The organism is Rhodococcus koreensis, from assembly GCF_017068375.1.
GTDB lineage: Bacteria > Actinomycetota > Actinomycetes > Mycobacteriales > Mycobacteriaceae > Rhodococcus_F > Rhodococcus_F koreensis.
The window spans coordinates 7,621,756-7,641,053 of sequence record NZ_CP070609.1; the positions used below are offsets into that span (position 1 = coordinate 7,621,756).

The 19,298-nt window shown below is 68.2% G+C and carries 24 protein-coding genes; 13 read left to right on the plus strand and 11 right to left on the minus strand.

Annotated elements, in window-relative coordinates; all coding sequences use genetic code 11:
- Positions 1-52 precede the first annotated feature (52 nt).
- The gene (locus JWS14_RS34460) at positions 53-811 is read left to right on the plus strand and encodes an SOS response-associated peptidase (RefSeq protein WP_072937641.1); all 759 of its coding nucleotides are present in this window, start codon (positions 53-55) and stop codon (positions 809-811) included.
- On the opposite strand, the gene ybaK is transcribed toward JWS14_RS34460, so the two are convergent.
- Entirely contained in the window at positions 798-1,292 is a 495-nt protein-coding gene (gene ybaK / locus JWS14_RS34465) for a Cys-tRNA(Pro) deacylase (RefSeq protein ID WP_072937787.1), read from the minus strand. The two genes, JWS14_RS34460 and ybaK, sit on opposite strands and share 14 nt — an antisense overlap.
- Before the next feature lie 99 nt (positions 1,293-1,391).
- On the opposite strand from ybaK, the gene JWS14_RS34470 reads away from it, so the two are divergent.
- Positions 1,392-2,129, plus strand: coding sequence for a sigma-70 family RNA polymerase sigma factor (locus JWS14_RS34470; RefSeq protein WP_072937788.1), 738 nt, complete (start codon positions 1,392-1,394; stop codon positions 2,127-2,129).
- On the plus strand, positions 2,126-2,407 hold the full coding sequence (gene rsrA / locus JWS14_RS34475; RefSeq protein WP_072937642.1) for a mycothiol system anti-sigma-R factor: 282 nt from the start codon (positions 2,126-2,128) through the stop codon (positions 2,405-2,407). The genes JWS14_RS34470 and rsrA overlap by 4 nt, the downstream gene beginning before the upstream one ends.
- Positions 2,408-2,477: 70 nt before the next feature.
- Here rsrA and JWS14_RS51850 read toward each other — a convergent pair whose 3' ends face one another.
- Positions 2,478-2,552, minus strand: coding sequence for a 50S ribosomal protein bL37 (locus JWS14_RS51850; RefSeq protein WP_022597109.1), 75 nt, complete (start codon positions 2,550-2,552; stop codon positions 2,478-2,480).
- Between the two features lie 94 nt (positions 2,553-2,646).
- Here JWS14_RS51850 and JWS14_RS34480 point away from each other — a divergent pair, with 94 nt between their 5' ends.
- Positions 2,647-2,862, plus strand: a complete 216-nt coding sequence (locus JWS14_RS34480) for a biotin/lipoyl-binding carrier protein (RefSeq protein ID WP_005240095.1) — start codon at positions 2,647-2,649, stop codon at positions 2,860-2,862.
- Between the two features lie 20 nt (positions 2,863-2,882).
- Positions 2,883-4,385 (plus strand): sensor histidine kinase, encoded by a 1,503-nt coding sequence (locus tag JWS14_RS34485; RefSeq protein WP_206015232.1) that lies wholly within the window; start codon positions 2,883-2,885, stop codon positions 4,383-4,385.
- Positions 4,386-4,445: 60 nt separating this feature from the next.
- On the opposite strand, the gene JWS14_RS34490 is transcribed toward JWS14_RS34485, so the two are convergent.
- Together JWS14_RS34490 and JWS14_RS34495 are read right to left on the minus strand one after the other, a co-directional pair.
- Positions 4,446-4,700, minus strand: coding sequence for a WhiB family transcriptional regulator (locus JWS14_RS34490; RefSeq protein ID WP_005240099.1), 255 nt, complete (start codon positions 4,698-4,700; stop codon positions 4,446-4,448).
- 239 nt (positions 4,701-4,939) lie between these two features.
- A complete protein-coding gene (locus JWS14_RS34495; RefSeq protein WP_072937644.1) occupies positions 4,940-5,896 on the minus strand; it encodes a diacylglycerol/lipid kinase family protein in 957 nt (318 codons plus the stop codon).
- 76 nt (positions 5,897-5,972) lie between these two features.
- Here JWS14_RS34495 and JWS14_RS34500 point away from each other — a divergent pair, with 76 nt between their 5' ends.
- Positions 5,973-6,410 (plus strand): hypothetical protein, encoded by a 438-nt coding sequence (locus JWS14_RS34500; RefSeq protein WP_206015233.1) that lies wholly within the window; start codon positions 5,973-5,975, stop codon positions 6,408-6,410.
- Here JWS14_RS34500 and JWS14_RS34505 read toward each other — a convergent pair.
- Together JWS14_RS34505 and JWS14_RS34510 are read right to left on the minus strand one after the other, a co-directional pair.
- Positions 6,407-6,886, minus strand: coding sequence for a GNAT family N-acetyltransferase (locus tag JWS14_RS34505; protein ID WP_206015234.1), 480 nt, complete (start codon positions 6,884-6,886; stop codon positions 6,407-6,409). The two genes, JWS14_RS34500 and JWS14_RS34505, sit on opposite strands and share 4 nt — an antisense overlap.
- Positions 6,883-7,494, minus strand: a complete 612-nt coding sequence (locus tag JWS14_RS34510) for an acid phosphatase (RefSeq protein WP_206015235.1) — start codon at positions 7,492-7,494, stop codon at positions 6,883-6,885. The genes JWS14_RS34505 and JWS14_RS34510 overlap by 4 nt, the downstream gene beginning before the upstream one ends.
- A gap of 69 nt (positions 7,495-7,563) precedes the next feature.
- On the opposite strand from JWS14_RS34510, the gene JWS14_RS34515 reads away from it, so the two are divergent.
- Positions 7,564-8,361, plus strand: coding sequence for a ParA family protein (locus tag JWS14_RS34515; RefSeq protein ID WP_072937648.1), 798 nt, complete (start codon positions 7,564-7,566; stop codon positions 8,359-8,361).
- Here JWS14_RS34515 and JWS14_RS34520 read toward each other — a convergent pair.
- Together JWS14_RS34520 and JWS14_RS34525 are read right to left on the minus strand one after the other, a co-directional pair.
- Entirely contained in the window at positions 8,333-9,163 is an 831-nt protein-coding gene (locus JWS14_RS34520) for an SDR family oxidoreductase (protein WP_072937649.1), read from the minus strand. The genes JWS14_RS34515 and JWS14_RS34520 overlap by 29 nt on opposite strands.
- A gap of 18 nt (positions 9,164-9,181) precedes the next feature.
- On the minus strand, positions 9,182-10,003 hold the full coding sequence (locus JWS14_RS34525) for an NAD(P)H-dependent oxidoreductase (protein ID WP_206015236.1): 822 nt from the start codon (positions 10,001-10,003) through the stop codon (positions 9,182-9,184).
- Between the two features lie 100 nt (positions 10,004-10,103).
- On the opposite strand from JWS14_RS34525, the gene JWS14_RS34530 reads away from it, so the two are divergent.
- Positions 10,104-11,090, plus strand: a complete 987-nt coding sequence (locus JWS14_RS34530) for a GlxA family transcriptional regulator (RefSeq protein ID WP_206015237.1) — start codon at positions 10,104-10,106, stop codon at positions 11,088-11,090.
- Positions 11,091-11,150: 60 nt separating this feature from the next.
- Positions 11,151-11,564, plus strand: a complete 414-nt coding sequence (locus JWS14_RS34535; RefSeq protein ID WP_206015238.1) for a VOC family protein — start codon at positions 11,151-11,153, stop codon at positions 11,562-11,564.
- A 9-nt stretch (positions 11,565-11,573) separates the two neighbouring features.
- Here JWS14_RS34535 and JWS14_RS34540 read toward each other — a convergent pair whose 3' ends face one another.
- Both JWS14_RS34540 and JWS14_RS34545 read right to left on the minus strand, forming a co-directional pair.
- Positions 11,574-12,788, minus strand: a complete 1,215-nt coding sequence (locus tag JWS14_RS34540) for an Rv3212 family protein (protein WP_206015239.1) — start codon at positions 12,786-12,788, stop codon at positions 11,574-11,576.
- A 9-nt stretch (positions 12,789-12,797) separates the two neighbouring features.
- A complete protein-coding gene (locus JWS14_RS34545) occupies positions 12,798-14,426 on the minus strand; it encodes a DEAD/DEAH box helicase (protein WP_206015240.1) in 1,629 nt (542 codons plus the stop codon).
- Between the two features lie 322 nt (positions 14,427-14,748).
- Here JWS14_RS34545 and JWS14_RS34550 point away from each other — a divergent pair, with 322 nt between their 5' ends.
- Together JWS14_RS34550 and JWS14_RS34555 are read left to right on the plus strand one after the other, a co-directional pair.
- Positions 14,749-15,429, plus strand: coding sequence for a ferritin-like fold-containing protein (locus JWS14_RS34550; RefSeq protein ID WP_015890118.1), 681 nt, complete (start codon positions 14,749-14,751; stop codon positions 15,427-15,429).
- A 132-nt stretch (positions 15,430-15,561) separates the two neighbouring features.
- The gene (locus JWS14_RS34555; protein ID WP_015890119.1) at positions 15,562-15,792 is read left to right on the plus strand and encodes a DUF3107 domain-containing protein; all 231 of its coding nucleotides are present in this window, start codon (positions 15,562-15,564) and stop codon (positions 15,790-15,792) included.
- A gap of 84 nt (positions 15,793-15,876) precedes the next feature.
- Here the strand turns inward: JWS14_RS34555 and JWS14_RS34560 are convergent, their stop codons facing one another.
- On the minus strand, positions 15,877-16,548 hold the full coding sequence (locus JWS14_RS34560) for an HTH-type transcriptional activator FasR (protein ID WP_015890120.1): 672 nt from the start codon (positions 16,546-16,548) through the stop codon (positions 15,877-15,879).
- 224 nt (positions 16,549-16,772) lie between these two features.
- Between JWS14_RS34560 and JWS14_RS34565 the strand changes: the two genes are divergently transcribed.
- Positions 16,773-17,909: a DUF3152 domain-containing protein gene (locus JWS14_RS34565; RefSeq protein WP_095860840.1), complete on the plus strand. Its 1,137-nt coding sequence runs from the start codon at positions 16,773-16,775 to the stop codon at positions 17,907-17,909.
- Between the two features lie 135 nt (positions 17,910-18,044).
- The gene (gene moeZ / locus JWS14_RS34570; protein WP_072937655.1) at positions 18,045-19,229 is read left to right on the plus strand and encodes an adenylyltransferase/sulfurtransferase MoeZ; all 1,185 of its coding nucleotides are present in this window, start codon (positions 18,045-18,047) and stop codon (positions 19,227-19,229) included.
- Positions 19,230-19,298 lie beyond the last annotated feature (69 nt).

A 19,298-nucleotide genomic window follows, 5' to 3' on the forward strand; every position in this document is an offset into this window, starting at 1 on the left:
CGGGGTGGGCGGCGTGTCGCGGGTGTCGGTGGTTCGTGCCACTCTGGTGGGCATGTGCGGCAGGTATGCGACCACTGCGAATCCGGCGACACTCGCGGCCGACCTCGACGCGATCAACGAGGCCGGCGAGGACGAGAGTCCGCCCGACTTCAACGTGGCGCCCACCACGCAGGTCCTCACGGTGGTCGACCGGCACGACGCCCGTCGGATCCGGCGGATGCGGTGGGGTCTCGTGCCGTCGTGGACGAAGGAGCTCGGCAAGGGCCCGGTGCTGTTCAACGCCCGGGCGGATTCGGTCGACAACAAGCCCGCCTTCCGGACCTCGTTCAAGTACAAGCGCTGCCTCGTGCCGATGGACGGCTGGTACGAGTGGCAGACCGAGACCGAGCCGGCGGCCGCCGGGAAGAAGGCGGGCAAGGCGAAGAAGATTCCGTACTACATGTCGCCGGAGGACGGCTCGCGCCTGTACATGGCCGGGCTGTGGTCGGTCTGGCACGATCCCGCGGTCGAGGAGTCGCCGCCCGTCCTGAGCTGCAGCATCATCACGGTCGACTCCGCCGCCCAGCTCGAGAACGTGCACGACCGGATGCCGCTCGTGATGCCCCGCGACCGCTGGGCCGCGTGGCTCGATCCCGAGCACCCCGCGTCCACGGACCTGCTCGAGGTGTCACCCGACGCCATCGCCGACATCACGGTCCGGCGGGTGTCCACGCTGGTGAACAGCGTGAAGAACAACGGTCCGGAACTCCTCGACCCCGACGCGGCCGGTCGCGACGACGCGCAGGTGGGGGAGCAGATCAGCCTGCTGTGACCGCCGCGGTGACAGCTCCGCTGAGCCGCACCAGATCGGCGGGTGCGAGTTCGATCTCGAGTCCGCGCCTGCCCGCGCTGCACAGCACCCGGTCCCAGTCGAGCGCCGACGCGTCGACGACCGTCGGAAGTGTTTTCCGCTGTCCGAGCGGGGAGATGCCGCCGAACACGTAACCGGTGGAGCGCTCGGCCTCGGTGCGGTCCGCCATCACGGCCTTGCCTGCGCCCAGCGCCGCGGCCGCCGCCTTCAGGGACAGTTTCTCCGGCACCGGCAGGACCGCCACCGCCAGCTTGCCCGTGTCGAGTTTGATCACGAGCGTCTTGAACACCTGGTGGGCGGTGACGCCGACCGTCTCGCCCAGCGCGTCGACGGCCTCCGAACCGTACGACTCCGCCCGCTCGTCGTGCGCGTAGCTGTGCACGGTGTGGTCGATGCGCTGTGTGACGAGCAACTTCGTCGCGGGAGTGGCAGTTCCGGCCATGGACGAACACTCTGCCACGCGGTGCGGGAACACCGCGGGCGGGAGTCGTGTTGGTACCTGCAGAAGACCCGTGCATCGAAGGGAGTGGTCCGTATCGTGATGTCCTCGGTAATCGAGCCCACGTCGCGTCTGCAGTTGGCGGTAACGTTGACGCCCACGGCGACCGAAGGGATCAGCGTGCAGGAACATGACCGTCCGACGGCAGAGAAGGCCGAGCCACAGGACGAGTTGATCGCGCGTTTCGAAAGGGATGCGCTCCCACTTCTGGATCAGCTGTACGGCGCTGCTCTGAGGATGACCCGGAACCCGGCGGACGCCGAGGACCTCGTGCAGGAAACGTACGTGAAGGCCTACACGGCGTTCCGGTCGTTCCGCGAGGGCACCAACCTCAAGGCGTGGCTGTACCGGATTCTCACGAACACGTACATCAACTCGTACCGCAAGAAGCAGCGGCAGCCCGCGCAGTACCCGACCGACGAGATCACCGACTGGCAGCTGGCGGCGACGGCGGAGCATTCGTCGACCGGGCTGCGGTCCGCCGAGGTCGAGGCACTGGACGCGCTCCCCGACGACGACATCAAGGAAGCCCTTCAGGCCCTGCCCGAGGAGTTCCGGATGGCCGTCTACTACGCCGATGTCGAGGGCTTTCCCTACAAGGAGATCGCCGAGATCATGGGCACCCCGATCGGGACCGTGATGTCGCGACTGCACCGCGGGCGCAAGCAGCTCCGGGGTCTGCTCGCCGACGTCGCACGCGAACGAGGATTCAACCGTGGCGGCACCGACGAGGTGGCCGGCGACAGTGTAGTGAGTGCGGAGCAGGAGGTTTCTCGGTGAGCGAGCAGGACGAATTCGAGCAGCTCGACTGCTCCGCCGTCATCGCGGACGTCTGGCTGATGCTGGACAGTGAATGCGACGAGGCCTCGCGGGCGCGGCTGCAGCGGCACCTCGACGAGTGCGGGTCGTGCCTCGAGGCGTACGGCATCGAGGAGAAGGTCAAGAGCCTCGTGAACCGCAAGTGCGGCGGTGAGCACGCACCCGAGAGCCTGCGTCAGAGGCTCTCCATCGAGTTGCGGCGGACGATCCTCATCACGAATACCGAACCCGAGTCGTAACCCGTCAGAACAGCAATCAGGGGCCGGAAAGCATCGCTGCTTTCCGGCCCCTGGTGCGTTCTACGGCGCGTCAGGCGTTGGGACGCTTGCCGTGGTTTGCGGCGTTGCCCTTGCGACTGCGCTTCTTGCGACCACGCTTACCCATGAGTAGATCTCCCTTCTTTTCACCACAGTCTTCCACGTGTGGTTGGGTGTCCTTGCAACAGGGCTTTCTCGACACCCGGGAGTGAAGGATCACAATGGCAGAAGACGTGCGCGCCGAAATGGTTTCGACGGTGTATCAGGTTGTGGTGAGCGCGGGTGACGAGGTGAAGGAAGGCGACACCCTCGTCATCCTCGAGTCGATGAAGATGGAGATCCCCGTCATCGCCGAAGAACCCGGCACGGTCACCTCCGTGGACGTCAAGGTCGGCGACGTGATCCAGCAGGGCGACCTGATCGCGGTCATCTCCTGAGCTGACTGACACACCCCACGATGTCGACCCTGAGCGATCTGCTCGCCGAACACACCGACCTGCCCGGCGAGGCCGTCGACCACCTCCAGCGCGTCGTCGGCGAATGGCAGTTGCTCGCCGACCTCTCCTTCGCGGACGTTCTGCTGTGGGTCGGAGCGGACTCCGCGGTCACCAACCCGACCGGCACCGTGATCTGCGTCGCGCACTGCAGGCCCACCACCGCGTCGACCGCGTTCCCGGAGGACGTCGTCGGGACCGTCGTGTCGGAGTCGGAACACCCGCAGGTGCTGCAGGCGCTGCTGGAGGGCAACGTCGTGCGCCCCGAGGACGGCGGCGGGCACGCGGGTCTGCCGCCGCGCGGCGACGCGGTCCCGGTGCGGTGGAACGGCGAGGTGATCGCCGTCCTGAGCCGCGACACCAACCTGTCGCACCAGCGGGCGCAGAGTCCGCTCGAGGTGGCGTATCTCGACTGCGCGGAGGACCTGTGCCAGATGATCAGCGACGGCACGTTCCCGATCCGTGAGGCCCGCTCGGACACTAACTCGAGCCCCCGCGCCGGCGACGGCTTCATCCGCCTGGACACCGACGGCAGCGTGGTCTACGCGAGTCCGAACGCGCTGTCGGCGTACCACCGGATGGGTCTGAGCTCGGACCTGATCGGCCAGAACCTCGCCGCCACCACACGATCACTCGTGACGGATCCGTTCGAGTCGCAGGAGGTCGCCGGATACATCCGCGACACGATCGCCGACAAGCCGGGCCGCCGCATGGAGATCGAGGCCCGGGGAGCGACCGTCCTGCTGCGGGCCCTGGTACTCAAACCCGGCGGCAAGCGGGTCGGCGCCGCCGTCGTCGTGCGGGACGTCACGGAGGTGAAGAGGCGGGATCGTGCCCTGCTCAGCAAGGATGCGACGATCCGCGAGATCCATCACCGGGTGAAGAACAATCTGCAGACCGTGGCGGCGTTGCTGCGGTTGCAGGCCCGCCGCACCAACAACGAGGAGGCCCGTCAGGCGCTCAGCGAATCGGTGCGCCGCGTCACGTCGATCGCCCTCGTGCACGACACGCTGTCGATGTCGGTGGACGAGGAGGTGAACCTCGACGAGGTCGTCGACCGGCTCGTGCCGATCCTGTCCGATGTGGCGACGGTGAGCACCCCGATCAAGGTCCGCCGGGAGGGCAGCTTCGGGGTGTTCTCCGCGGAGCGGGCCACACCGCTGGTGATGGTGCTGACCGAACTCGTGCAGAACGCGATCGAGCACGCCTTCGAACCGGGCGCCGCGGGCACCGTCACGATGAGGGCGGAACGGTCGGCGCGCTGGCTGGACGTCGTGATTCACGACAACGGCAGGGGACTGCCGCCCGGTTTCAGCCTCGAGCGGTCCGACCGGCTCGGTCTGCAGATCGTCCGGACCCTGGTGGCCGCCGAACTGAACGGTTCGCTGGGTCTGCACCCGGGGGCGGAGGGTGGAACGGATGCCGTGTTACGCGTACCGCTGGGCCGTCGTGGACCGCGGTACTGACCGGCGGGCAAGCAAAAGGCCCGGCACCATGTGGTGCCGGGCCCGTCTCCTTCTGAAGTATCAGACGGTGGTGCGTGCACGCGTCCGAGCGTTCCGGCGCTTGAGTGCGCGACGCTCGTCTTCGCTCATGCCGCCCCACACACCGGCGTCCTGGCCCGACTCGAGTGCCCACGAGAGGCATTCGGCGGTCACCGGGCAGCGGTTGCAGACAACCTTGGCATCAGCAATCTGCGCGAGAGCCGGACCGCTGTTGCCCACGGGGAAGAACAACTCGGGGTCTTCGTCGCGACAGATTGCCTTGTGGCGCCAGTCCATCCTTCTGCTCCTTAACTGGGTGCGTCATGCACCGTTTCGTCTTCATGAGTTCATGTGTGCGTAGAGAATGTTTCCGCACTGTTGCTTGTGAATGCTTTCACGAACTGGCGGGATGTCAATAGAAAACCGCCGCACCGTGGGGGAGCTCACGTAGTTAGGCTGCCCTTCGAGGCGCGCCGTCCTTTTTACCTCGCGCCGGCGCTTCCCGCTAGGTGAAAACGGGGATTCTCGAGAATTGCTCAGGGTCGCGGCGGCGCGACGACATCCAGCGCGTCGGGCACCGACACGAACTCCACCACGTTGCGAAGTCCGATGTAGTCGCCGTCCATCTGCAGTCCGATCGGCTCCGACGCGGAGATCCGCACGCACGGGACGTCGTCGACCCGGACGAGTTTCTTCGCTTTCGGCCGGGTGCCGGGGGTCAGCAGCTGGCGGGCCACCCGCAGAGTGGTGAGGATCGCGGTGGATCGCATCGCGAACACCCCGAGGCCGGTGTCATAGGTGGTGTCGGGATTGGTGTGGACTTCCCGCTTGTTCAGATACGTCCAGGGACTCGCGTTCGACACGAAGGCGTAATGAACGCCCTCGACCGGATCGCGATCGGGAACCTCGACGGTGAGGGTCGGCTCCGCGTACTTCGACCGGAAGAACACGCGCACCGCCGCGCGGACGTATTGCGCCGGTGTGGCGGGGCGCCCGTTCTTGCGGTGCATGTCGACCGCCTCACACACCTGGGCGTCCCAGCCGACGCCCGCGTTGAACGTGAACCAGCGGTGGTCACAGTGGGCGAGCCCGATCCTGCGCCGCTGCCGGTGGGAGAGGAGATCGATGAGCTGGTTGGTGGCGTCCACCGGGTCGGGAGCGATGCCGAGCGAGCGGGCGAACACGTTCGCCGATCCGCCGGGGACGACGGCGATCGGGGGTATCGGCCCCACCGTCACCGCGCTCATCGACTTCGGGTCCGGGGTGCCGAGCAGCCCGTTGACCACCTCGTTCACGGTGCCGTCGCCGCCGTGGACGATGATCAGGCCCATCCCGTCGACGCAGGCCTGCTGCGCCAGTTCGGCGGCGTGGCCGCGGTGCGTCGTGTGCGCGACCGTCAACCGCACCCGGCTCGACAGCGCGTGCGCGAGCAGGTCCCGCCCGGCCGGGGTCGTCGATGTGGCATTGGGGTTGACGATCAGCAGCGCGCGCACGGGGCCCAAGCCTAGCCGGGGCGGCACGTGTCACCGTCCGAGGCCGCCGGCGGCGGGGTGTTCTAGGCTGGCCGACGTGCCGAAGCCGTCTCTCAGCAAGTCCACGCCCACCACGGTCCGCGCGGCGGGCGCCCTGGTGTCGCTCGAGGGCGCGGTGGCGGTCGGTGTCGCCGTGGTGCTGGTGGTCCGGGGGCTGCTGGGGCACGACCAGAGCGTCAGCAGCGGATACGGCACCGCCGCCTGGTTCGCCATTCTCGGTGGCGCCGTGCTCGCCGCCGGGCTCGCCCTGATCTTCGGCAGGCGCTGGGGGCGGGCGATCGCGATCGTCGCCCAACTGCTGCTGCTTCCGGTGGCGTGGTCGCTGCTCACCGATTCCCACCAGCCGTTCTTCGGCGTGGTGCTCGGCGTCGTCGTGGTGGGAGCCCTCGGGTGCCTGTTCAGCAGCCCGACGTCGAAATGGATGGCCGCCGAGTACGGCCAGGAAGCCGACGCCGACAACCCGTCCGAGCGCTAACTCACCTCGGACGCGAGGCGGCCGAGCGGACCCCCGGTGAGCCGGTACGTCGTCCACTCGTCCTGCGGTCGCGCGTCGAGTGACTCGTAGAACGCGATCGACGGCTTGTTCCAGTTGACCACCGACCACGACAGCCGCGTGTAGCCGTTGTCGACGCACTCCTTCGCGAGCGTGGCGAGCAGGGCTTTGCCGTGACCGGAACCGCGTTCGGACGGGCTGACGAACAGGTCCTCGAGATAGATGCCGTGCGTTCCGTCCCACGTGGAGAAGTTCCGGAACCACACCGCGATCCCGACGACCCGGTCGTCGTCGTTCGTCGCGACGTGGGCGAACGTGGACGGCTGCGGACCGAACAGGGCGTCGTCTATCTGGTCGGCGGTGACGGTGCACTCGTCCCGTGCCTTCTGGTATTCGGCCAGTTCGTAGATCATCGCGGTGATCGCGGAGACGTCCTCGGGTACTGCGCGTCTGATCATCGGGCACCTTCCGTCGTCACGTTGTGGCTGACCACCTGTTGCGCCCCGTGCTCGAAGCCGAGGACGGAGTACGCGCCCGGCGACATCGCGAACCGGCGCCCCTCGCTGACGGGAAGCTCCGCCCAGCGCGCGATCAGCGCGCGGGAGAAGTGGCCGTGCCCGACGAGGATCACGTCACGGTCGACCAGTTGGGAATGCGCGACGGACAGGACGAGGTCGCAGCGGGTGTGCACCTGCTCGGCCTGTTCGCCGCGCGGGCACGGGTGCGTCCACACTGTCCAGTCCGGCACCTGCTGCCGGATCTCGGGCGTCGTCATGCCCTCGTAGATCCCGTAGTCCCATTCGGCGAGCGCGTCCCAGGTGCGCTGGATCTTCAAACCCGCCAGTTCCGCCGTCTCCTGGGCGCGTTGCCGCGGGCTGACGATGACGAGGGGGTCGCGTAGCGCGAGGGCGTCCATCGCCGGGCCTACCTGCCGTGCCTGGGATTCACCCAGTTCGGTGAGGTGGACGTCGGTCCGGCCGGTGTGTTTACCCCAACGGGCCCATTCCGTTTCGCCGTGCCGGAGGAGGACGATCCGACGGCCGCGCGGCGAATCACTGGGTGGCATCCATCCATCATGTCAGTCAATCTGCGTGTATGGCTCGCCTCCGGCGACGAAGTAGGTAAGGATCGAGCCGTGACAACGGTTCTTGCAGTGGCAAATCAGAAGGGTGGGGTCGCGAAGACCACCACGGTCGCCTCACTCGGCGCAGCTCTCGTCGGGCTGGGCCAGAAGGTTCTGGTGGTGGATCTCGACCCGCAGGGGTGCCTGACCTTCTCCCTGGGGCACAACCCGGACCGCCTGGACGCCTCCGTCCACGAGGTGCTGACGGGTGACCTGGGGGCGCGCGAAGCGGTGATCGACACCGAGGACGGTGTCGCGCTCCTGCCCGCGACGATCGACCTCGCGGGCGCGGAAGCGTTGCTGCTCATGCGTCCCGGTCGTGAGTTCGCCCTCAAGCGCGCTCTGGCGCCGCTGCTGGACGACTACGACACGGTCATCATCGACTGTCCGCCGTCGCTCGGTGTGCTCACGCTCAACGGGCTCACGGCGGCGCAGTCGGTACTGGTTCCGCTGCAGTGCGAGACGCTCGCGCACCGCGGTGTGGGGCAGTTGCTGCGGACGGTCACCGAGGTGCAGCAGATCACCAACCCCGACCTGGTGCTGCTCGGTGCGCTGCCGACGCTGTACGACGCGCGCACCACCCACAGCCGGGACGTGCTGTCCGACGTGTCCGACCGCTACAACCTGCCGGTCCTCGCGCCGCCGATCCCGCGGACGGTGCGGTTCGCGGAGGCGACGGCGTCGGGTGCGACGGTCCTGGCGGGGCGCAAGAACAAGGGCGCCCAGGCGTACCGGGACCTGGCCGAGAACCTCGCCAAGCACTGGGCGGGATCCGAGCTCGCTACGTTCTCGCCTGGAAGTGGCGAGTAAGTTCCTCCGGCGTGGGATTCCACGCGGCGGGCCAATCCTGTTGGCGTAGCTGGGCATCCGTGCCCCCGTCGGCGAAGACGACGCTTCCGCAGAACAGTGTCGACCCCGGTCCGAGCAGGAATTCGACGAGCGCCGCGATCTCGTCCGGGCGTCCGCGCCTGCCGAGCGGCACCGGATAGAAGTCCAGGGCCTTGGCCAGTTCGGGGTCGAGGTCGTCCCCGCTGGTCATCGGCGTGTCGATCATGCCCGGGGCGATCGCGTTGAGCCGAATTCCGCTGCCGATCCATTCGGGCCGCACCGCTTCTCGCCGAACCCACCAGGCCAGCGCGAGCTTGGACGCCGGATACGCGGGAATGGCGGTCACCTCGTCGCCGATGCGCACCGCCTCCGCCTCGTCGCCTCGCAGGCACGCCGTCACCAGATTTTCGGGAACTCCGGGCTGGGTGGTGGTGCTGCTCGACGAGATCACCACCACCGAAGCGCCGTCCGCGCGCTCGAGGGCGGGCTTCAGGGCCGTCACGAGTTCCACGGCCCCGAAATAGTTGACGGCGATCAGCTTGCCGCCCGGGACGTGGGACAGCGATCCGAGTCCGGCGCAGCAGACGAGGCCGTCCACGACGCCGCCGCTCCTTTCGGTCACTGCGGCCGCCGCCGCGGCCCGGCCGCCGGGGGTCGACAGGTCGGCTGTCACGTCGGTGTGGCCGAGGTCGACGCCGATGACGGTGTGGCCGCCGGCCTCGAGGGTGTGGCGGCTCGCCGCCCCGATGCCCGAGGCCGCGCCGGTGATCACGTAGGTTGCCATGCCGTGAATTAGAACACGTTACACCGCGCAGCGGGTGGGGACTTCGGCCTCCGGTCCGTGCGCCGCGGAATCCGCGTCGGCGTAGTGGGCGCGCAGTCCCGTGACGCCGGGTGCCCGGTCCTCGCGCAGCACGAACCGTTCGTCGTAGTCGCCGCCGTTCTGTGAGCGGAAGGGCAACGGCGCGTCGGTGAACAGGCCGGACACGCGATCGATCACGCGGGCCGCGACGCCGGGGTAGTGCTCGGCGCGCAACCGGTCCGCGCTGTCGATCAGGACCGGGGGCAGCACGGACATCCCCGTGTACCAGAAGATTCCGTGGTGGATGGGGAACAGGACCTCGTCCATCTGGCCGTTGATTCCGCGCGGGCCTGCGCTGTCGGCGCTGCCGCCGAAACTGACGACGGTCATCGCCCGCTTGCCGGCGAGGGTCCCCTCGCCGTACCGCCGGGTGGAGCCGTCCTCGCGGCGCACCCCGTATCCGTAGCCCTCGACGAACACCCGGTCGAACCAGCCCTTGAGGATCGCGGGCATGCCGTACCACCACAGCGGGAACTGCACGATCACCGCGTCGGCCCACCCGAGTTTGCGCTGTTCGGCGAGGATGTCGGGGGCCAGGGTGCCCTCGGCCAGTGCCTGCCCGGACCTCGCTCCCACCAGGAGGCGGCCGCTCGGATCGTGCGCGAAGTCGTCCGCGGTCACGACCGGATTCCATCGCATCTCGTACAGGTCGGAGGTCCGGATCTCGTGGCGGGCGCCGCGCAGTGCCGCGAGGGCATCACTGCGCAGTGCCGCGTTCAGGGACTTCGGCTCGGGATGTGCCGACACCCAGAGGATCTTCATGGTCCACCTTTCGCTCGGTCGCCGTCGACCCTTCCGATCATGGATCGGCGTGCGTCGCCGCACCAGTGGCCGGTGAGACACTATGTGAAATAATCGGGCCATGTCCGAATCGAGCGGCAACCGGCCCGGGCGACGCCACCGCGTCGTCGTGTTCGTGCGCGACGGCCTGCTTCCCATTGAATTCGGAATCGTCCACCGATTGTTCGGCGAAGCGCGATCGCGGGACGGCGAACCGCTGTACGAGGTCCTCACGTGCGCCCTCGAGCCCGGCACCGTCCGGACCGACACCGACGTGACGCTGTCGGTCGAGCACGGCCCGGCGCTGCTCGGCACCGCCGACACGGTCGTGGTTCCGGCGTCCGATCAGGACTACGACCCACCGGAGGACGGCCGACTGCCCCGCCACCTCTCGGACGCTTTCGCACACATCCGGCCGGGCACCCGGGTGGCCTCGATCTGCACGGGATCGTTCGTTCTCGCCGCCGCCGGCCTGCTGGAGAACCGGCGAGCCACGACGCACTGGAAGTCGGCGGACGCGTTCCGGAGGCTCTACCCGGACGTGCACCTCGACCCCGGCGTGCTCTACACCCACGACGGCACCGTGCTCACCGCCGCCGGTGTCGCATCCGGAATCGATTTGTGCCTGTACATGATTCGTGTCGACCACGGTGCGTCGGTGGCCAACGAGGTGGCGCGGGGAACGGTCGTACCGCCTCATCGCAGCGGCGGTCAGGCGCAGTTCGTCACCGCGCCTGTCCCGGAGGCCGACGGTGCGTCGACGTCGGGTGCGCGGGTGCGGGCGCTGGCCCGCCTCGATCAGCCGCTGTCGCTGCGGGAACTGGCGGCGGGGGAGTCGATGAGCGTGCGCACGTTCACCCGTCGATTCCGCGCCGAGACGGGGATGTCGCCGACGCAGTGGATTCTCGAGCAGCGGATCACCCGCGCCCGTGAACTGCTGGAGAACACCGACCTGCCCGTCGACGACGTGGCCGGGGCCGCGGGATTCGGCACCGCGACCTCCTTGCGGCAACACCTTGCGCGCACCGTCGGCGTCTCACCCTCCGCGTACCGCGCCACCTTCCGCTGACGGGCGCGCGGTGCCCATTCGTCCAAGAGCGGGGGAGCGTCCGGCGCTAACGTTCGGCGCATGACGGTCTCGGACACAGCTCGGAACAACACGCTGACGATGCGGGCTCAGCCGCTCCTCGCCGTCGACGACGTCGAACCTGCAGGCGAGTGGTACCGGAAGGTCCTGAACGCACGCAGCGGTCACGGTGGGCAGGACTACGAGCAACTCCTCGTCGACGGGCACATGATCCTGCAACTGCACCGACTCGACGAAGGCCACCACCACGGCCCCCTCGGCGATCCGTCACTCGCGCGCGGAAACGGGGTGGCGATCTGGTTCGAGACGACCGACTTCGACGGCACCGTCGCGCGGGCGCGGGAGGCGGGAGCCGACGTGGTCACGGACGTGCACGTCAATCCCAATGCGGGACATCGCGAGATCTGGCTCCGCGATCTCGACGGCTACCTCGTGGTGTTCGCCGAACCCGCCTGAGCGGCGACCTCAGCGCAGCGCCACCACACCGTCGCCGCGCTGTTCGAGCACGACGTCGCCGGCCACTGTCGTGGTGATCGGCCCGGTCGTGGTGTCCCGCGCGACCGGGATCGTGCGCAGCAACGCGCCGTTCGACAGATCGAGCACTGCGATCCCGGACTCCACCGGAACCAGTAGGTTTCCGGCCATCACGGCGCCGGGGCCGAGAGCGCCCGGGAAGGTCCAGCGGGGAACGAGATCGGACGCGCCGAGCGAGACGACATCCGAACCGGTCCACCAGGTGACCACCGAACTGCTCGCGGACGTGACCGGATCCGGTCCGATCTTCAGGGCGAGCGCGTATTCGGACACGGCGTTGCCGGTGCCGTCGAACAGGCCGATCCGCGGTCCGGTCGTCCTGCCCGCGGGCAGATAGACGGCCGTGGTCTCGCCCGACACCCCGAGGATGCGCGCACCCTCGACGCCGGCGTCGACACCCGCCAGGACGCTCGACCCGTACTCCTCGGGTTCCTGATTGTCCTTCGGCGAGGGGTTCATGACCGTCAGACGATCGGCCACCTCGCCTGGGCAGCGCTCGAGCACGGACAGCCTGCTGCTGCTCGAACCGGCGTCGATCAGCGCGCATCCACTGCGGGGTTGCTTCTTGGGGTTCACCGGCGCGTCCACCCGCCCGTACTCGACGGTGCGGACGAGGTCGGAGCGCCACAGTTCGAGACGGCGGTCGCCGCGGGACGCGACATAGGTTCCGTCGGCCGTCAGCGTCACCGCGGGATCGGCGTCGCTGTTCCGCTGCGCCAGACGCTCACCGGTGCCGCCGTCGAGTTCGGTGACCTGGGAGCATCCGCGGTCGTCGCGGTAGACGGCCACGACCTTCTCCCACGACGCCGTCACACCGCACAGGTCGAGATCACGCTCGTACCGCCACAGCTCGGCGCCCGACATCCGGTCCCGGCCCACGACGTCGCCGCCCTCGGCGGTGACGACAGCACCACCGACGACGAGGGGCGCGGTGGTGGCGGAACTGGCGGAGTCCCAGATCGGGCTCAGTGTTTCCGGGACCGTCAGGGCCGTGACGAGCGCTGGCGGCGGCTCGGCGGCGGTGACCGAGGTGGTGCCCCGGGCATCGCTGCGGAACCACACCACGGTGAGGGCGACCACGACCGCGACAGCGATTCCGGCGGCGACGACGAGATCGGCGCGTGAGCGCCGCTCAGGTGCGAGCACGGTGGTTGGTTACTCCGCGTTCGTCGCGGCGGCGCCGACCTTCGTGGTCCGGCGGCGACGGCGGCGGCGGGGCTTGGAATTCTCGCCGTCGGCGTCCGTGCTCGGAGCTGCCGATTCGGGTGCGGTCGGCTCCGGCGACTTGGGGCCCACCGAGTCCGCGGGACGGCCACCACGGGTGCGGCGACGGGTGCGGGTGCGTGCCGGACGCTCCGTGCGCTCGGCCTTCTCACCGTTGTCGGTGTCGGTGTTCTCGCGCCGCTCGGTGTCGGTGTTCTCGCTCTGTGCGGGCGCAGCCTTCTCGACCCGGGGGGGCTTGATCGTGCCGGTCGCCTCGGCCGGGATCGACAGTTCCTCGTACAGGTGCGGGGAGCTCGAGTACGTCTCGACCGGATCCGGGATACCGAGGCCCAGAGCCTTGTCGATGAGCTGCCAGCGGGGGATGTCGTCCCAGTCCACGAGCGTAACGGCGATGCCGGTACGCCCCGCGCGGCCGGTGCGGCCGATCCGGTGGACGTACGTCTTCTCGTCCTCCGGGCACTGGTAGTTGATGACGTGCGTGACATCGTCGATGTCGATACCGCGGGCCGCGACGTCCGTCGCGACGAGCACGTCGATCTTGCCCGAGCGGAACGCCTTGAGTGCCTTCTCGCGGGCAATCTGGTTGAGGTCGCCGTGCACGGAACCGACGGCGAAACCGCGCTCGGCGAGTTCGTCGGACACCTTCTGCGCGGTCCGCTTGGTGCGGGTGAAGATCATCGTCGCGCCGCGGCCGTCGGCCTGCAGCACGCGGGCCACCATCTCCGCCTTGTCGAGCGCGTGAGCCCGGTAGATGTGCTGGCTCGTGCGGTCGTGGACCGCCGAGTCGTCGGCCTGCTCGGCGCGGATGTGCGTCGGCTGGGTGAGGAACGTGCGGGCGAGCGTGATGATCGGGCCCGGCATGGTCGCCGAGAACAGCATCGTCTGGCGCTTGTCCGGCACCATGTTCAGGATGCGCTCGATGTCGGGCAGGAAGCCGAGGTCGAGCATTTCGTCGGCCTCGTCGAGAACGAGCACCTCCACCTTGCCGAGGATCAGATGGCCCTGGTTGGCGAGGTCGAGCAGACGGCCGGGGGTGCCCACGACGACGTCGGCGCCCTTCTGGAGCGTCGCGATCTGGGTCTCGTACGGGCGGCCGCCGTAGATGGCGAGGACCTCGAGGGGCTTGTTCTTCTCGCCCTTCAGGTACTTCGCGGCGCCCTCGAGGTCCTTGGTGACCTGGATGCACAGCTCGCGGGTGGGGACGATGACCAGCGCGCGGGGAGTGCCGTCGAGCGCGGCCGTCCCGGTGGTGCCGGAGGAGATGCGGTGAAGCAGCGGGACGCCGAAACCGAATGTCTTGCCCATGCCCGTGCGGGCCTGACCGATCAGGTCGTCGCCGGCGAGGGCGAGGGGGAGCGTCAGCTCCTGGATGGCGAACGTGCGCTCGATGCCGATCTCGTCGAGAGAGCGGACGATCTCGTCACGCACTCCGAGTTCGGCGAAAGTGGGGGCGACGTGTGTGGAGTCGAGTTGCGCCGACAGCGTGGTCTCGGTGGCGTCGTCTTCATGGTCGACAGTGATCTTGCTCAGGGGTCTGGCCTTCCTCGTAGCTGCACGCACGCACGAGGTAAGGGCCAGGCCGCTGGTCGGCCCGATTTCCCAGTCGACGCTCGTCGATGTCCTCTTCCGAGTCGATCCTGCCTCTGCCTCAGCGCAGAAATCGAAGATTTCGGCGAGGCGCGGCTGGGACCGTCGATCAGGTGCGCGCACATTATCGGTGGGAACCGCCGATCGGATCGTGATCGATCATCACTCGAACCGCGTTCTCTGCGGAGACGAACGTGGTGACGAGCGGTTGCCCACGATCATTGTAGCCGGAGAACGCTCCACAACTGGTTACGCATGGCAAACATCACTGCTCGACGCATTAGGCTGTGGCGCCATGGAGCCCAACACCCCTGCATCCACTGATTCCACGATTCCCGCTGATCACCCCGGCGTCGGTGAACTCTTCGCGGTCCTCGCATACGGCGAGATCTCCGCGTTCTACCGGCTGTCCGAGGACGCGCAGATGGCGCGGACCCTGCAGGGCAAGGTGGCGCTCGCGAGCATGGCGGCCGCCGAGATGGGCCACTTCGAGATGCTCGAGAAGGCGCTGACCGCGCGCGGCTTCGACATCTTCGAGGCAATGGATCCGTTCGTCCGCGCCCTCGACAACTACCACGCGTCCACCACCCCCTCGACGTGGCTCGAGGCGCTGGTGAAGGCGTACGTCGGTGACGGGATCGCCGCGGACTTCTACCGCGAGATCGGGCACTCGCTGCCCGCCGAGGTGTCGCGCACCGTCGAGGAGGTGCTCTCGCAGACCGGCCACTCCGAGTTCGTCGTCCACGAGGTGCAGCAGGCGATCAAGGCCAGCAACCGCGACAAGGACCGCCTCATGCTGTGGGGCAGGCGACTGCTCGGCGAGGCCATTACCCAGGCGCAGTTCGTCCTGGCGCAGCGGGAGGCCCTGACCGAACTCGTCATCTCCGCATCCGGTGACCTCAACGGCGTCGTCGCACTGTTCGACCGCATGCAGGAGATGCACGCCGAACGCATGGCCGTGCTGGGCCTGGTCTAGGCGGCACCGTCGTCGGGGCAGGTCCGTCGGTGTGTTCGCTCAGGGCACAGCCCACAGACGCGCACCGGCGGCGGCCACTGCATTAGCCTGGCCAGGACAGCTGATGTTTCTCGGAGAGTTCGGAGGTTGACCGTGGAGGTCAAGATCGGTGTAATCGACAGCCCGCGTGAGCTCATCGTCAGCAGCGAGCAGACCCCGGACGAGGTCGAGACATTGGTCTCGGGCGCCCTCACCGGTGGCGACGGGATCTTGTCCCTGGAGGACGACAAGGGGCGTAAGTACCTCATTCAGTCCAGCAAGATCGCCTACGTGGAGATCGGCCCGTCCGATATCCGCAAGGTCGGATTCGCACCGACGAAGTGAACGCAGTCGGATTCGCTCCGACCACGTGAACACACGAGAAAGGGCCCGCAGTCGAATAGACTGTCGGGCCCTTTCTCGTGGGTGTCAGCGCTGTTCGGGATGCAGCGGCACGCGGGACAGACCGCCCCACGCGAGCGTGACCGTCGTGTCGACCGCTTCTTCCTTCGGGATCGGGCGCGCCGCCTCGAGCCAGTACCGCGCGGTGAACTGGCTGGCGCCGACGAGGCCGACGGCGAGGATGCGGGCCCGGTAGGGGTCGAGACCGGAGTCGTGGCTGACGAGGTCGAACACGGCGTCGACGCACGCCTCGGTGGCCTGCTCGACGCGGCTCTGCACCTGCGGCTCACCCATGAGGTCGGACTCGAACACGAGCCGGAAGCCCTGCGAGTCGTTGTCGACGAAGTCGAAGAACGCCTGCACCGCGGCGCGGACACGCTGCTTGTTGTCGGTGGTCGAGCGCAGCGCCTGCCGGACACCCGAGATCAGGCTGTCGACATAGCTCTGCAGCACGGCCACGTACAGCTCGAGCTTGCCGGGGAAGTGCTGGTAGAGGACGGGCTTGCTCACACCGGCGCACTCGGCGATCTCGTCCATACCGGCAGCGTGGTATCCGCGTGTGACGAAGACCTCGCTGGCTGCGGCGAGTAGCTGCAGTCGCCGGGCATCGCGGGGGAGTCGCGTGCTGCGACGGGCCCCGGTGCCCTTTCCGGTGTTGGCATCGCGATCGGAGTTCGTCCGATCCGCGAGTTCAGTCATAGCGCTTCCAATCTGCACAAGTATTCCGCGTCACATTCTGTGTAACTGTGTGAACGATACCCGCGCGTAGTGAACCGTTCATGGTGGACTCGCAGGACTCGCCCGGTCAAGGATATTGCCTGTCCGGTAACTGGGGTACCGCAGGGGTTCGGGACACCTGGTGACCTGGGTAGCCGCGACGTTGCGGGCCGCATCCAGGTGACACGCCGAATGACCTGCGGACGATGCACTGGGACGAGGCGGTGCCGGACTGTGAGATTCTGGGCTGCGTGACTGACCGAGGAGGACCGCGTGTTCGCGGCCGGGCTCCCCAGAGTTCCGAGGACGGGGAGCGACGATCGCGAAGCATCGACCAGCGTGACGTCGGTCCCCGCGCCTCGCAGTCGGCACCGCAGTCGCAGTCGCATCAACCGCTCCGCGCGCAATGGGACCCGACGAGCCGCGACGTGGGCCGTCCCCGCAACCCGCGCCCCGAGCGGCAGGCCCGGAAGCAGAGCCGCATCGGCCGGTTCGTCTCCACCTACGGCTGGCGGGCGTACGCGATCCCGATCCTCCTGGTGGTCACCGTGCTCGTCGTGGTCGACGCGGTCCGGGACACCGGCGGCGGCGAGACGACGGCGGAGACCGATTCCCCCGGATTCGGCACTCTGTCCCGCGACACCGACGGTTCCAGCGTCATCGGGGTCCCGCCGGAGGCTGACGGAAACTTCGCCGCCGAACTTCCCTCGGGCGCGTTGCCCGAGGGTGGTCCGTTCACGGCGGTGGGCGCCGGCACCTGGCACGTGGTTCCCGGCAACGGGGCCAAGGTCGGGCAGGGCACCGAACGTGAATTCACGTACAGCGTCGAGATCGAGGACGGCGTCGACACGTCCGGATTCGGCGGCGACGAGTCGTTCGGCCGGATGGTCGACCAGACGCTGTCGAATCCGAAGAGCTGGACGAAGGACCCGCGGTTCGCCTTTCGCCGCGTCGACCAGGGGGATCCCGACTTCCGGGTGTCGCTGACGTCGCAGATGACCATTCGCGAGGCGTGTGGCTACGACATCCAGTTGGAAGTGTCCTGTTACAACCCGGGCATCGACCGCGTCGTCCTCAACGAGCCGCGCTGGGTGCGCGGCGCCATCGCGTTCCAGGGCGACATCGGGTCGTACCGGCAGTACCAGATCAACCACGAGGTCGGGCACGCCATCGGCTACCAGGACCACCAGCCGTGCGAGACCGAAGGCGGCCTCGCGCCGGTGATGATGCAGCAGACGTTCGGGACGGCCAACAACGACATCGCCCAGCTCGACCCCGAGGGCATCGTGCCGATGAACGGGCTGACCTGCCATTTCAATCCCTGGCCCTTCCCGCGGGCATGAGTCTGGACCGGTCCCGCGCGACTGCGGGCAGGAGGGGAAGAATGGACCCTGTCGGGGCGTTGAAGTCAATGCTGTCCGACACATCGGAAGCCGTCGCGCAATCGTCAGGAGTGGGCCGTGTCGCTTGACCGTTCTGTGAAGACCACCGAGGCGCTGCCGCCGCTGGTGGAACCGGACGCCGAACTTTCCCGCGACGAGGTGGCGCGGTACAGCAGGCACCTGATCATCCCCGACGTCGGCATGGCCGGCCAGAAGCGCCTGAAGAACGCGAAGGTCCTCGTCATCGGGGCGGGTGGCCTCGGCTCACCGGCCCTGCTGTACCTCGCGGCCGCGGGGGTCGGGACCCTCGGCATCGTCGAGTTCGACGAGGTCGACATGTCGAACCTGCAACGCCAGGTGATCCACGGACGCTCCGACGTGGGCCGTCCGAAGGGCGAGAGCGCGCGCGACTCGATCCGCGAGATCAACGACAACGTCGACGTCCGGTTGCACGAGTTCCGGCTCGAGCCCGACAACGCCGTCGAACTGTTCGAGCAGTACGACCTGATCCTCGACGGCACCGACAACTTCGCCACCCGGTACCTCGTCAACGACGCCGCCGTCCTCGCGCACAAGCCGTACGTGTGGGGCTCGATCTACCGCTTCGAAGGCCAGGCGTCCGTGTTCTGGGAGGACGCGCCGAACGGCCGCGGACTCAACTACCGCGACCTGTACCCGGAGGCGCCGCCGCCGGGCATGGTGCCGTCCTGCGCCGAGGGCGGCGTGCTCGGTGTGCTCTGCGCGTCGATCGGCTCGATCATGGCCACCGAGGCGGTCAAGCTGATCACCGGCATCGGCGAATCGCTGCTCGGACGGCTGATGGTCTACGACGCGCTCGACATGACATACCGCACCATCGCGTTGCGCCGGGATCCGGCGCGGACTCCGGTCACCGAACTGATCGACTACGACGCGTTCTGCGGGGTGGTGTCCGACGAGGGGCAGGCCGCGGCGGCCGGTTCGACGATCACGGCCACGGAGCTGCGCGACCTCCTCGACTCCGGCAAGGAGATCGAACTCGTCGACGTGCGCGAGCCCGTCGAATGGGACATCGTCCACCTGCCCGGTGCGGTGCTGATCCCCAAGGACCGCATCCTGTCGGGGGAGGCGCTGTCGGAGCTTCCGCAGAACAAGCCGATCGTGCTGCACTGCAAGACCGGCGTCCGGTCGGCGGAGGCGCTGGCAGCGCTGAAGAAGGCCGGCTTCTCCGACGCCACCCATCTGCAGGGCGGCGTGATCGCGTGGGCGAAGCAGGTGGACACGAGCCTGCCCGTCTACTGACCACTGCCTGTCTGCCGGCCCGGTCGCGGCGTGATTGACGTCTTCGGGCCAGCGCGCCTTGCGCTGTCA